A 12,797-nucleotide genomic window follows, 5' to 3' on the forward strand; every position below is an offset into this window, starting at 1 on the left:
CCAGGCGATCCGTCAGCGCAGCCGCTCCAACAAGGACATTGCGTTGTGCGGCGCAAAGCCTTTCATGTCGTTGTCGAAGTAGACGTACACGTCGAGGCCTTCGTCCATCCAGTCCCGAAACCGCTTGGACCACTTGTCCAGAGCTTCGTCGGTGTACCCACTCGCATACAGTTCCTTGTCCCCGTGCATCCGCACGTAGACAAAATCGGTAGTCGGAGTGGTGATGCGGGGATATCTGCCGGCGGTGTCTGCGACGACAAAACCGATGGAGTGCTCGCGCATCAGGTCCACGGCTTCGTCGGTCTCGAAGCTGGCGTGCCGCGCTTCCACCGCGTAGCGAATCGGCACATCCCTCTCGGTCTGGGCGAACACTCGGTCTTCGGTGAGCTTGTCGTCGTGCTGTGCTGCCAGATCGGCTGCAGCCTGGGTGGTGCGGGGAAGACCGTCGAAGAAGTCGGTCAACCGCTGCGGTTCGAACTGCAGCGTCGGAGGTAGTTGCCACAGGATCGGTCCGAGTTTGGGGCCGAGGGCGAGTGTTCCGGCGGCGAAAAAGTTGGCGAGTCCGTCACGGGCGTCGAGCAGTCGTTTCATGTGCGTGATGTACCGACCGCCCTTGATCGCGAACACAAAATCTTCGGGAGTTTCACTGCGCCATTTGGTGTAGCTTTCCGGCTTCTGCAGGGCATAGAACGAGCCGTTGATCTCGATCGACGTCAATCTCTCTGCGGCATAAGATAATTCTTTGCGGTGAGCAAGACCTTTCGGATAGAAATCTCCGCGCCACGCGGGATACGTCCACCCGGAGATACCTACTCGAATATCTGCCATCGATTCAGACTAAGCGGCACTCGAGCGTTTTGACACTCCGTGTTTCAAACTCCGGCACTGAGCGCGACGGATACCGGTACGACGGTCAGGCACACCACCGCGCCGACGAACAACGCGATCACGAGGCGACGGTCCCACTTTCCGCGTGCACCACTGGCAGCCAGCATGAAGATCACAAAACCTACACACACGGACACGATAGTCACGATCACCGGAGTTCCAACCATGCCGTGATTGTCCCCTACCCATTGCCACCGAGCGCCCTACGGGTACACGATCGAAGTACCCATCCCGAGCAAGGAGTGGAAATGCCGAAATACCTCTGGCAAGTGACGTACTCACCCTCCGGCGCCGCCGGCCTACAGCAGGAGGGGGGCACTGCGCGGCGCGACGCGATAACCCGAATGGTCGAAAGCATCGGCGGCACAGTCGAATCCTGCCACTTCGCACTGGGCGGTCACGACATGTTCGTCATCGGCAACCTACCGGACGACGTCGCGGCAGCCGCATTGAGCATTCGCACGGCTGCGGCAGGTGCAGCACGCTCGGAGTCGATCACACTGCTCACGCCGGAGCAGATCGACGAGGCAGTCAAGCGACCGACCGACTACCGCGCGCCGGGCAAATGACGACGGAAGGAATAGATCCCGGCAGCAGCCGAGTTGCACCCGCTGTGACGGAGACTACGAAAACACCTGACCTGGGCACCTACGGAATCTGGCGAGGAGCGGCTGGTTTGCCGCCCGAACTGGGAACAGCGATCGAGAAACTCGGTTTCGGCACCATCTGGATCGGCGGCTCACCACGCGCCGATCTACGGATCGCCGAGAAACTTCTCGACGCGACCGAGCACATCACCGTGGCAACCGGAATCGTCAACATCTGGTCCTCACCTGCGGCCGAGGTGGCGGAGTCCTATCACCGACTCGAAGCCGCGCATCCGGGGCGATTCCTGCTCGGCGTAGGCGTCGGACATCCGGAGGCTACCGGCGACTACACCAAGCCGTACGCCTCGCTCGTGTCGTACCTCGACGAACTCGACGAGGCCCAGGTCCCGGAATCGCGGCGCGTCCTCGCCGCACTGGGACCGAAAGTGTTGAAACTGTCCGCAGATCGCTCTGCCGGCGCGCATCCGTACCTGACCATCCCCGAACACACCGCCGAAGCTCGTGAAATCCTCGGCCCTTCGAAGATTCTTGCCCCCGAGCACAAGGTTGTTCTGGAAACCGATCCGGAGAAGGCCAGAGCAATCGGTCGCCCCGCCGTCGCCAACCCGTATCTGTATCTGCGCAACTACACGAGCAATCTCGAGCGCCTCGGTTTTGCGCCCGAAGAGTTGGCGAACGAAGGAAACGATCGCGTCATCGACGCTCTGGTTGCGCGCGGTACCGCGAAGTCCATCGCGGATCGACTTCGGGAGCATGTCGCGGCAGGTGCCGATCACGTTGCGATCCAAGCACTTCCCGCCGAGGGTGATCCGCTCGCGACCTACGAAGCACTCGCAGCCGAACTCTTCGGCTGATCAGACACCCTTGACTTGGATAAGTTGTGTCCGAGTATACTTGGACATGACTTATCCGAGTAAAGGAGAAAATCATGAAGATCGTCATTTTCGGAAGCGGACTGATCGGAAGCCAGGTCGCCGCCAAGCTCGCTGACGCCGGGCACGACGTGAAGGCGCTCGGTCGGGCAGACGGGATCGACATCACCACCGGCGCAGGAATCGCCGAAGCAGTCGATGGTGCCGACGTCGTCGTGGATCTGACCAATTCCCCGTCGTGGTCGGATGAAGACGTCTTGGCCTTCTTCCGTGACGGAACCAGCCATATCCTCGCCGCAGAAGAGAAGGCGGGCGTCGGTCACCACGTCATCCTGTCCATCGTCGGCGCCGATCGACTGCCCGATTCCGGGTACATGCGAGCCAAAGTCGCCCAGGAAGACCTGGTCAAAGCCGGCCCGACCCCATACACGATCGTCCGATCGACCCAGTTCTTCGAGTTCGTCGCCGGAATCGCCGACGCCGGAACCACCGACGGCACGGTCCATGCAACACAGGCACATCTGCAGCCCATCGCATCACGGGACGTCGTTTCTCACGTCGCCGAGGTAGTGACCGGTGCGCCGCGTAACGGCACGGTCGAGATCGCCGGGCCCGAACCGCTGGGCATCGACGAACTGGTCCGGCGCCTGTTCGTCGTCACCGGCGACCAGCGCTCGGTGATCTCCGACCCCGAGGCCGGGTACTTCGGCGCGAAACTCGACAACTCGGCACTCACCCCGACACCCGGCGCCGACGCATGGATTGCGCGGACAACGTACGACGCGTGGCTTGCCGAGAAGGCCTGACGTCGACCACTCGAGCGACGTCCGGCCCGCATCACGTTCCACCACGTCGATAGAGTTCAACCATGAAGCTTTCCGGAGGCGTGGAGTGGTCACTCCACTGCTGTGTGGTTCTCAGCCAGGCCGAGGGGCCGGTACCCACAGCCAGACTCGCCGAACTTCACGGGGTGTCGAAGACATACCTGGCGAAGCATCTGCGAGCGCTCGCGCACGCCGGTCTGGTCAATCCGACCGAGGGCCGAGACGGTGGGTACGTCCTCACCCGGGCTCCCGAGAAAATCACCGTTCTCGACGTTGTCCAGGCGGTTGACGGCACTGAACCTGCGTTCCGGTGCACGGAGATTCGACAGCAAGGAATCCTCGCCGCTCCACCGGAGCAATGCCGTTCCGCCTGCGGAATTGCCAAAGTCATGGCCGACGCCGAAAAAGCCTGGCGCGCATCGCTGTCGGGAGTCACGATTGCAGATCTTGCTGCAACCCTGGATCTTCCGGCACTCAGAAAGATCCTGACCACACCGATCGCACCTTAGAGCGGCCCACACCTCACGAGACATCAATCCATCGTTCAACTATCGGGTACCTTGTTCGGGGATCAAATCTTGACGAAGAATCTTCCGGGAATTTTCGCAAGATCTCGGAGGGGGTTTCATGGGAGTCAGTGGCGCTGCGGGGTTGGGGCAGAACATTCGTCAAACAACTGGACTGTTGCGTCGCTGGTGGTCTCTTGCCTACGACGGTGAATGGTTCCCTCGGTTTCTGGCTGCTCGATCGATGTTGGGGACAGCCAGAGTGGTCGTCACCTTTTGGTGCGCCGTGTTCGTGGCACTCGCCGTACTGGCTCAATTCGTGAAGGGTGGCGCAACCGACCTCCCTGAACGGCTCGCGGCGGGCACAGCATGCATGATCGCGCTCTACTGCATGATTCGCTGGTCACTCGGACGGTCCTGGCCGAGCCACCACCAATCCGTTCGTTTCATTTCGCTCACCAATATCTGCTTGTCCTTGATACTTCTCGCCGGAATCCATTCGAGCTTCCTGGCGTTGACCGGCGCCGTTCTGTTCGTGGTCGTCGCGAACTATTCGTCGGTATTCCACAGCCCTCGAATAGTCACGGCACAGATCGTCGGCGCGCTGTTCGTCGTTGCCCTACTGACAATTCGCGCTGTAACCGATCCGGATACCGATTCTTCGCTGTCGGTGTCCACTGGATTCGTCATCGGGTGTGTTATCGCGTCCGCCGCGATGACCGTGCATTTCCTCGTCTTGTACTTGACCGACGATGCACGACACTCTTGGCGCGATCCACTCACCGCTGCTCTGAACCGACCTGGGCTGCACAACGTCTGGCAACAGCTGTTCGGTGTCGGCGAACTCCAAGGACACGTTGTCCTCGCGGTGGTGATCGATGTCGATTCGTTCAAGAGCGTCAACGACTAACTGGGTCACGCAGAAGGTGATCGGATGCTGGTGACAGTCGGTCGGCGTCTGAACTCAGCGGTCGGAGAGGTCGGGCTGGTTGCCCGGACAGGCGGCGACGAGTTCGTGATTCTCATGCCCGTGGAGCCACGTCGCATCGAACAAACCGTGGTGGACATTCACAATTCGATATCGCGGCCCGCCGGTCGGCAGTCGATTTCCGTGAGCGTCGGAGCCAGCGTGTGGCTGTCCTCGACAATCCCGGACGCTTCAGGAACCATCGATCGGATACTTGCCGACGCCGACAACGCGATGTATCGAGCCAAGCGACGGGGTGGAGACCAGGTGGCCTGGGCGGTAACGCATCTGAGCTGATCGACAGGTCTACTTGCCGACCGAACTCAGAGCGCCGCTTCGCTGTCGTTCGCCGGATCCAACTGATCCTGGGTTGCCGCCCAACTCGCCAAGAGTTTGAGTGCGTCAGCCGTGGGCGTCCCCGGCGCCGCGGTGTAGACCAGCAGCGTCAGCCCGGGATTGGACGGCAGTTCCATCGCCTCGAAGTTCAGCTCCAGGTCGCCGACGACGGGGTGACGAACCTTCTTGAATCCCGTCCGATGAAAGCGCACATTGTGCTTCGCCCACCGGGTGCGGAATACCTCACTGCGAGTGGCAAGTTCACCGATGAGCTCGGTCAGCGCCTTGTCATGGGGATTGCGTCCCGCTTCCGAGCGGAGCATCGCGGCGATGTCGTCTGCCGCGCGCTCCCAATCTACGAAGAAGTCCTGCGACGCCGGGTCCAGGTACACGAAGCGGGCGTTGTTCGCCGGCCTACGCGGATCAGCCAAGACTGGCGAATACAACGCGCGCGCCATGCGATTGGCCGCCAGCATGTCGTGCCTGGCATTGCGTACCCACGCCGGCGCGTCGGTGATGGCGTCGAGTATCTGCTGAATCGCCGGGCTCACGCCCTTGGGGGCGGGCCGCTTTCTACTCGGTGCGCCTGCACTGGCGGCCTTCGCGAGGTCGTACAAATGGGCAGTTTCGGCTTCGTCGAGTTGCAGTGCTCGGGAAAGGCTTTCGAGTACCGAATCCGACGCTCCCGCCAAATTTCCGCGTTCCATGCGCACGTAGTAGTCGATGCTCACACCGGCGAGCAGAGCGACTTCCTCACGGCGCAACCCCTTGACGCGACGGTTTCCGCCGTAAGCCGGGAGCCCTGCCTGCTCGGGTGTGATGCGAGCACGACGGGAGCTGAGGAATTCGCGGATCTCGGCTCGGTTGTCCATGCAGTTCACGTTACTCGAGCGGCGAAGACCGAGGGAGGTACTGCCGTTACCTGGAACAACAGACACTCCCGCGCTCGCGAGGCGCCGCGTTGACTGATTGCAGTCGACCGGTTCACGCAGAAACGTCGACTTCCAAGCACGCGACACCAGAAGCAAGAGGGGACACCATGCGAGCAACCATCATGTACGGCGCCGGAGACGTTCGGGTCGAGACCGTGCCCGATCCGGTACTGCAGCAGCCGACGGACGCGATCGTGCGGGTCGTCAGGGCCTGCGTTTGCGGCTCTGACCTGCACCCTTACCACAACATGCCGGCAACACCCGGTGGTTCCCCGATGGGCCACGAATTTGTCGGAGTGGTCGAAGAGACCGGTCGCGAGGTGTCCACGTTGAAGAAGGGCGACTTCGTCATCGCGCCCTTCGCCTGGTCCGACGGGACGTGCGACTTCTGCCGCGAAGGCTTGCAGACGTCCTGCCGCCACGGCGGATTCTGGGCCGGAAACGGGATCGGAGGCGGGCAGGCGGAGGCCATCCGAGTGCCGTTGGCAGACGGCACCCTGGTCAAGGCGCCGGTCGGTGAGGACTCCGAACTCCTACCGTCACTGCTCACGCTCTCCGACGTCTTCGGCACCGGCTATCACGCGGCGGTCAAGGGTGGCGTCAACCAACGCACGACGGTCACGGTCATCGGCGATGGAGCCGTGGGGCTGATGGCAGTGCTCTCCGCCAAACGCCTCGGCGCCGAGCGCATCATCCTCATGGGGCGCCACAAGACCCGCACGGATCTCGGTCTCGAGTTCGGAGCCACCGATGTAGTTGCCGAACGTGGGGACGAGGGCATCGAGAAAGTCCGCGAACTGACCGGAGGCGACGGCACTCATGTCGTCCTCGAAGCGGTAGGTCACATGCCTGCCTACGAGCAGTCACTCGGAGTTGTCCGACCGGGCGGCGTCATCAGCCGAGTCGGAGTACCCCAATACGAAGAAGCTCCAATCGGATTCGGGACGCTCTTCGGACCCAACATCACGCTCACCGGTGGACCGGCTCCGGTGCGCGCGTACATCGAAGAGCTGATGCCGGATGTGCTCGACGGAAAGATCGAGCCGGGCAAGGTCTTCGACCACACCGTCGGGCTCGACGACGTAGCGGAAGGCTATCGAGCCATGGACTCCCGTGAATCGTTGAAGGTCCTCGTCCGCCCGTAATCCACCACTTGCGAACGTCCACCACTTGCGAAGAAGAAGCGCGTGACCCACACTGCCAACCGTCCCGTTGCCGGTCGCATCAATTCCACCGCGATCCTGGCGATCATTCTGATCAGCTATTTCATGATCCTGCTAGACAATTCGATCATCTTCACCGGGCTACCCAGCATCCAAAGCAGCATGGGTTACTCGGCAACCGGACTGTCCTGGGTCCAGGACGCCTACACCCTGGTGTTCGGCGGCCTTCTCCTGCTGGGCGCTCGTCTCGGGGATATCTTCGGCCGTCGTCGCGTATTCGTCTCCGGTCTCGCAATTTTCGCGATTGCGTCGTTTCTCGTCGGGGTCGCGCCGAACGGTTGGTGGCTCATCGCGGCGCGCGCTCTCCAAGGCGTCGGAGCCGCAGTGGTGGCCCCGGCGTCGCTGTCACTGCTGACTGCCAGTTTCCCGCCCGGCCCGGAGCGAACGCGCGCTGTTGCCTGGTACGGCGCTGCGGCGGGAATAGGCGCCAGCCTCGGCCTCGTGATCGGCGGCGCCCTTGCCGACTGGGTGTCATGGCGCGCAGGCTTTTTCATCAACGTTCCGATCGGAATCGCGATGATCGCGCTCGCTCCCCGGTTCATTCCGGAAACCGAACCCAACTCCGGACGTTTCGATGTGGCGGGCGCTGTTCTCGCCACACTCGGCATGACCGCACTCGTCTTCGGCACCGTCAACTCGGCCGAAGCGGGGTGGACCTCACCGATCACTGTTGCGACACTGGCGGCCGGGGCGATACTACTGACCTTGCTCTTCCTCAACGAAGCGAGAGCGGAGCAGCCGATCATGCCACTGAGGTTGTTCCGCAGCCGGGAGCGATCCGGCGCGTACGCCGCCCGAATGCTCTATCTGGGTGCCATGATCGGATTTTTCTACTTCACGACTCAGCTACTCCAAGGCGTCATGGGCTTCAGCGCGTTCCAAGCTGGCATCGCCTTCTTCCCGATGACGATCGTCAATTTTGCTGTGGCGATGCTGATTCCGCGACTGACACCACGATTCGGAAATTCCGCAATTCTGTCGGTTGGCATTGCCGTCACCCTCGCCGGGATGGCGTGGCTCAGTCTGGTCCATCCCGGTAGCACGGATCTCACTGCGATAGCACTTCCGATGATATTGATCGGCGCCGGGCAGGGGTTGGCTTTCGCTCCGCTGACTTCTGCCGGTATCTCCGGGGTAGAGGCCGAGGATGCCGGTGCCGCATCAGGATTGGTCAACACTGCACACCAACTGGGCAGTGCTCTCGGACTCGGCATCCTCGTCGCAGTTTCCGCGGGCGCCGGAGCCTCTGCCGACGACGCTACAACGGCACTCACCGATCACGTATCAACGGCTCTCACCGCAGGCACCGCCCTGCTGGCCGCTTGTCTCGTCATCGTCCTCGCACTGATCGTCCCGGCTACGAGAACGCGAAGTACCACAAAGCAATTCGAACAGGAGAAAGGAAGCCGAGATGTCGCACTCGTGGACCGAGGCTGAACTGACCAAGATCGGTGGTGCCGAGGAATTGCAGATCTCCTCTAACCGCCGCGACGGCACCGCAAGGCCGTACGTCACGATTTGGGTCGTCCGTGCCGACAACCAACTGTACGTGCGCTCGGCATACGGAACCGACAACCCGTGGTTCGTCCGAGCAACGGCAAGTGGAAGGGGCCGAATCCGCGCAGGAGGAATTGAGCGGGACGTGGCGTTCGAGTCCGCCGCACCGGATGCGCACTCGGCGATCGACTCCGCCTACCACACCAAGTACGACCGCTACGGCCCGCAGATCGTCGGCTCCGTCACCGGCCGCGCCGCCGCACCCAACACCATTCGACTTGTTCCGCTGACGCAGAACTGAACCGCCCCTTTCGATTCCGAGGAGACCTCATGGAAATCTTGAAGCCCCAGCCCACCAGCAAAGCACCCAGCGACTGGTTCACCGGCGACGTCTGGTGGGACGTCATCTACGCCGGCCAGGAGCCGTCGAGGATGCGCGCCAACATGGTTCGCTTTGCACCTTGTGCGCGAACCGACTGGCATTCCCATGTCCTCGGGCAGACCCTCCACATCGTCTCCGGGACCGCGCTGGTTCAAGCTCGCGGCGGCGAGATCGTCGAAGTTCACCCGGGCGAGACCATCTATACCCCGGCAGGAGAGGAACACTGGCACGGCGCGGCACCCGACCGTTTCATGACCCACCTTGCTCTGTGGGAAGGACCCGGCGAGGGAGGCACCGAAACGACATGGGGCGACAAAGTCACCGATGAGGAATACAACGGTCCCCGCGCCAACCGTCGCTGAGACCGGACACCACTCAGATACGTCGCATCACGGAAACAACCTTGCCCAAGATGGCCGCGCGATCGCCGTCGATGACGCTGTATGCGGGATTACGAGGCTCGAGGTACACGTGACCGTCGCGGCGCCGGAGCACCTTCACGGTGGCCTCGCCGTCGATCATCGCGGCGACGATCTCGCCGGAATGGGCCTCGTCCTGGCGTCGCACCACGACGACGTCGCCATCGCAGATTGCTGCGTCGACCATCGACTCACCGCGCACCCGAAGTCCGAACACCGTGCCGGAGCCGACGAGCTCGCGAGGAAGCGCCAGCACCTCGTCGGCGTGCTCCTCCGCGAGGATCGGCGCGCCGGCCGCAATGTCACCGACGACCGGAACCGTCACGGTGTTCGACGACGACTGTTCCTTCGCTCCCACGAGGAACGGCCGCACGTCCAACTGCCGAGCCATGGCCGCTCCCCTACGGAGGAAGCCCTTCTCTTCGAGGCTCTTGAGGTGCTTGGATACCGTCGACGTCGAGCGCAGACCAACCGCGTCTCCAATCTGCCGTGTGCTCGGCGTGCACCCGTTGGCAGCCACGAGATCCCGGATGGTCATCAGAATCTGCTGCTGGCGGAGCGGCAGGGAGGAGGCGTCGAGGCCACCGAACATGTCGAGATCGTCGTAATCGGTCACGACGAGAATCGTAGTGAGGGGTCCCGACATCCAATCCGGGCAGCCGCAGCCTGCCAGAAACGGCACAGACAGTTTGTTTCCCGAGCGGCGCATGGCACGCTGAGCTCATGGAGCCTCTCGAACCGATGCGCTCGGTGAGCGTTCCCGCCGACACTTATGCGTCGACGCCGATCTGGAAGTCGGCGCCGGTCACATTGGCAACGGTGGGCGTGTTTGCCTACGCATTGATGTCCACGAGAACCGGCGTCGTCGAAGTTGCACTTGGTGCGGTGATCGCGATCGCCGGCGCCGCCCTCTACTGCATGTCAGTGATGCGCACGATCAGAGAAAACTCGGGCAGCCGCGTACCTCTGCTCGGAACCCCACCCGTCTCGCCCCGTGACGTCGACCTGCTCGCCGCGGCCGGGATGCCCTTGATCATGGGCGGATCGTTGCTGGTCATTCGAGCAGCGGGCTGGACCTGGCCCTATCTCTACCTCGGACTGCTTGCCGTGATCATGGTTGCTGTCTATGTTCTTCCCGTGGTTGTGCACAACCGACGAACGCGGAAGCGAACTCACCGATCACAAACCCCGTGACGCGCTCGGGGACGTCGACGCAACATCACCAGCCCATTCACCGACGTCCCTAGTGGTGCGACCGGTTCACCCCCGGTGGAGTCGACTATGCGCTGGCGACCTTGCTATCAGGCACGACAGGAATGTCTACCTTGCTGAACTGCAGCACACCGTCTTCGATCTCGGCGTCGTGCATCAGCTTGCGGTCGCGGTAGTAATTGTTGACCACTTTCCACGCGCCGCGGGCACCCTGACGCGGCATTTCTCCGTCGCCGCGCTGGATGTAGCCCGAGGTCAGGGCTCCGCCCATGAGAGATTCTTCGGCGAAGTCCTCGGGTTCGGCGTGAACCTCGAAAGTCGTGTAGCTGCGATCGCGCATGATCTTGAGCACGCGACACAGATAGGACGCGGCCAGGTCAGCCTTGAGCGTCCACGACGCGTTGGTGTAGCCGAGGATCATCAGGAAGTTCGGGATGTCGGAGTAGAGCACGCTCTTGTAGGCCACAGTCTCGTTGAGCTTGACCGGCTCGCCGTCGATGCTCATGGTTGCGCCGCCCAGAATCTGTACGTTCAAGCCGGTCGCCGTGACGATGACGTCGGCCTCGATTTCGCGGCCCGACTCGGTCACGATGCCCTTCTCGGTGAACGTGGCGATACGGTCGGTGACGATGTCGGCCTTGCCGCTCTTGAGCACCTTGAACAGGTCCCCGTTGGGAACCACGCACAGGCGCTGATCCCACGGGTTGTAGCTGGGAGTGAAGTGACGCAGGTCCACGTTCTTGCCGAGCTGCAGGCGGATCTGGGCGAGGAACAGCTTCTTGGCCAGCTTCGGGTTGGTGCGAGAAAGCTGAAAGCTGGCGCGTTGCAGTGCGATATTGCGGGCTCGACCAATCTTGTAAGCAATCTGGTCGGGAACGCGTGCGAGCTTGAGACCCTTGGCAACAGGGTCCTCGGACGGAAGCGCCTGGATCCACGTGGGCGAGCGCTGCAGCATGGTGACGTGACCGGCGGTGGGGGCCATCGACGGGATCAGCGTGATCGCGGTGGCGCCGGAACCGATGACCACTACCTTCTTTCCGGTGTAATCGAGATCCTCCGGCCAGTGCTGCGGGTGCACGATCTGACCGCGGAAGTCGTCCTCACCGGGGAAGGCGGGGCGGTAGCCCTTGTCGTAGTTGTAGTAACCACAGGCGCCGACGAGGACGTTCGCGGTCCACGTCTCGGTCTCCCCCGTCGACTCGACCAGGACGGTCACGGACCACTGCGCGGCGGTACGGTCGAAGTCCATAGACACGACCTTGCGGCCGAAGTTGATGTGGTCGGTGACGCCGTATTCCTTGGCGGTTTCCTCGACGTAGTCACGGATACTGGCGCCGTCTGCGAGCACTTTGGTGCCGATCCAAGGACGGAAACCGAATCCGAAGGTGAGCATGTCGGAGTCCGAACGGATGCCCGGGTACTTGAACAGGTCCCAGGTGCCACCGATGTTCTCGCGGCGCTCGAGGATCGCGTAAGTGCTTCCGGTCTTCTCACGAATGAGGTGGCAAGCCGCGCCGATTCCGGACAAGCCAGCGCCGATGATCAGTACGTCGACATGCTTTGTCATGGAGGAAACTCGTTTCGTAGGTCGTCGCGAAGCTACATCTGGCGTCGGCAGTGGCCGAGAACGATCGGCCGGTTCAGGCCGGGTTCCCTAAGGTCAGCGCCAATGTACAGGGTATGTGCAACTGACGGTAACAGTCAATATCTCGACCCGACTGGGTACAGAACATTGAGAGTGCGACGCACCGGCTCGCGGAAACTCGATCGAGACGACTGAATGCCGCCAGCCACTGGAGAGTCGTTCACGTCGTCGACGGAACGTCCAATGGCTCGTCTACGCGGGATACTCATCGCCCAAATATTCAGCGCCCTAGCATAATTCGAAGGTCCACGATCAGGTGTCGGACGCGCGAGTCTCCATGGGCGGACGGACAACTGCGCTATCGCTGTCACCCTTCGTGCGCATCAGTGAAGAGGTCACTCCGATAACGAGCCCGCTGACGAAACCACGCTGAAACCAACGGTTTTGGATTCGCAACGCGGAAAACGGGCGGACTGGACCTCCGCCGGTGATGTAGTCGCTATGACACACTCCAGCACAGTCACGGTGTACACCACTCATAGCGAT

Annotated in this window: 16 protein-coding genes; 11 read left to right on the forward strand and 5 right to left on the reverse strand. The window is 62.1% G+C overall.

Annotation, left to right across the window (positions count from 1 at the left end):
- Positions 1-12 precede the first annotated feature (12 nt).
- Both QMA15_RS08425 and QMA15_RS08430 read right to left on the reverse strand, forming a co-directional pair.
- Entirely contained in the window at positions 13-828 is an 816-nt protein-coding gene (locus tag QMA15_RS08425) for a DUF72 domain-containing protein (protein ID WP_019745594.1), read from the reverse strand.
- A gap of 44 nt (positions 829-872) precedes the next feature.
- Positions 873-1,055, reverse strand: a complete 183-nt coding sequence (locus QMA15_RS08430) for a hypothetical protein (RefSeq protein ID WP_007729726.1) — start codon at positions 1,053-1,055, stop codon at positions 873-875.
- A gap of 81 nt (positions 1,056-1,136) precedes the next feature.
- Here QMA15_RS08430 and QMA15_RS08435 point away from each other — a divergent pair, with 81 nt between their 5' ends.
- From QMA15_RS08435 to QMA15_RS08460, 6 genes are all read left to right on the forward strand, one after another.
- Positions 1,137-1,457, forward strand: a complete 321-nt coding sequence (locus QMA15_RS08435; RefSeq protein WP_007729728.1) for a GYD domain-containing protein — start codon at positions 1,137-1,139, stop codon at positions 1,455-1,457.
- Between the two features lie 44 nt (positions 1,458-1,501).
- On the forward strand, positions 1,502-2,350 hold the full coding sequence (locus tag QMA15_RS08440; protein ID WP_290283905.1) for an LLM class F420-dependent oxidoreductase: 849 nt from the start codon (positions 1,502-1,504) through the stop codon (positions 2,348-2,350).
- A gap of 74 nt (positions 2,351-2,424) precedes the next feature.
- The gene (locus tag QMA15_RS08445) at positions 2,425-3,174 is read left to right on the forward strand and encodes an SDR family oxidoreductase (RefSeq protein WP_279217803.1); all 750 of its coding nucleotides are present in this window, start codon (positions 2,425-2,427) and stop codon (positions 3,172-3,174) included.
- Between the two features lie 62 nt (positions 3,175-3,236).
- Positions 3,237-3,701 carry an Rrf2 family transcriptional regulator gene (locus QMA15_RS08450; protein WP_020909359.1) on the forward strand — a complete coding sequence of 155 codons (465 nt, stop codon included), beginning with the start codon at positions 3,237-3,239 and terminating at the stop codon, positions 3,699-3,701.
- Between the two features lie 118 nt (positions 3,702-3,819).
- Entirely contained in the window at positions 3,820-4,608 is a 789-nt protein-coding gene (locus QMA15_RS08455; protein ID WP_290283912.1) for a GGDEF domain-containing protein, read from the forward strand.
- On the forward strand, positions 4,609-4,962 hold the full coding sequence (locus QMA15_RS08460; protein WP_250884970.1) for a GGDEF domain-containing protein: 354 nt from the start codon (positions 4,609-4,611) through the stop codon (positions 4,960-4,962).
- Between the two features lie 26 nt (positions 4,963-4,988).
- Here QMA15_RS08460 and QMA15_RS08465 read toward each other — a convergent pair whose 3' ends face one another.
- Positions 4,989-5,873: a helix-turn-helix transcriptional regulator gene (locus tag QMA15_RS08465; protein ID WP_007729733.1), complete on the reverse strand. Its 885-nt coding sequence runs from the start codon at positions 5,871-5,873 to the stop codon at positions 4,989-4,991.
- 167 nt (positions 5,874-6,040) lie between these two features.
- Between QMA15_RS08465 and QMA15_RS08470 the strand changes: the two genes are divergently transcribed.
- From QMA15_RS08470 to QMA15_RS08485, 4 genes are read left to right on the forward strand one after another with little or no spacing between them, the layout of a single operon-like run.
- Complete coding sequence (locus QMA15_RS08470; RefSeq protein ID WP_021345745.1) at positions 6,041-7,078, forward strand: zinc-dependent alcohol dehydrogenase family protein; 1,038 nt, start codon at positions 6,041-6,043, stop codon at positions 7,076-7,078.
- A 42-nt stretch (positions 7,079-7,120) separates the two neighbouring features.
- Entirely contained in the window at positions 7,121-8,593 is a 1,473-nt protein-coding gene (locus QMA15_RS08475; RefSeq protein WP_290283915.1) for an MFS transporter, read from the forward strand.
- Complete coding sequence (locus tag QMA15_RS08480; RefSeq protein ID WP_069145489.1) at positions 8,568-8,954, forward strand: DUF2255 family protein; 387 nt, start codon at positions 8,568-8,570, stop codon at positions 8,952-8,954. Before QMA15_RS08475 ends, QMA15_RS08480 begins: the two co-directional genes overlap by 26 nt.
- Before the next feature lie 29 nt (positions 8,955-8,983).
- Entirely contained in the window at positions 8,984-9,397 is a 414-nt protein-coding gene (locus QMA15_RS08485) for a cupin domain-containing protein (protein ID WP_205906983.1), read from the forward strand.
- Positions 9,398-9,410: 13 nt separating this feature from the next.
- Here QMA15_RS08485 and lexA read toward each other — a convergent pair whose 3' ends face one another.
- Positions 9,411-10,100, reverse strand: a complete 690-nt coding sequence (lexA, locus tag QMA15_RS08490) for a transcriptional repressor LexA (RefSeq protein WP_020909365.1) — start codon at positions 10,098-10,100, stop codon at positions 9,411-9,413.
- A gap of 77 nt (positions 10,101-10,177) precedes the next feature.
- Between lexA and QMA15_RS08495 the strand changes: the two genes are divergently transcribed.
- Positions 10,178-10,648 carry a hypothetical protein gene (locus tag QMA15_RS08495; protein ID WP_046379411.1) on the forward strand — a complete coding sequence of 157 codons (471 nt, stop codon included), beginning with the start codon at positions 10,178-10,180 and terminating at the stop codon, positions 10,646-10,648.
- A gap of 85 nt (positions 10,649-10,733) precedes the next feature.
- Here the strand turns inward: QMA15_RS08495 and QMA15_RS08500 are convergent, their stop codons facing one another.
- Positions 10,734-12,233 carry an NAD(P)/FAD-dependent oxidoreductase gene (locus QMA15_RS08500; protein ID WP_182262919.1) on the reverse strand — a complete coding sequence of 500 codons (1,500 nt, stop codon included), beginning with the start codon at positions 12,231-12,233 and terminating at the stop codon, positions 10,734-10,736.
- Positions 12,234-12,797: the final 564 nt, after the last annotated feature.

Source organism: Rhodococcus sp. APC 3903 (genome assembly GCF_030407755.1).
Classification (GTDB): Bacteria; Actinomycetota; Actinomycetes; order Mycobacteriales; family Mycobacteriaceae; genus Rhodococcus_F; species Rhodococcus_F erythropolis.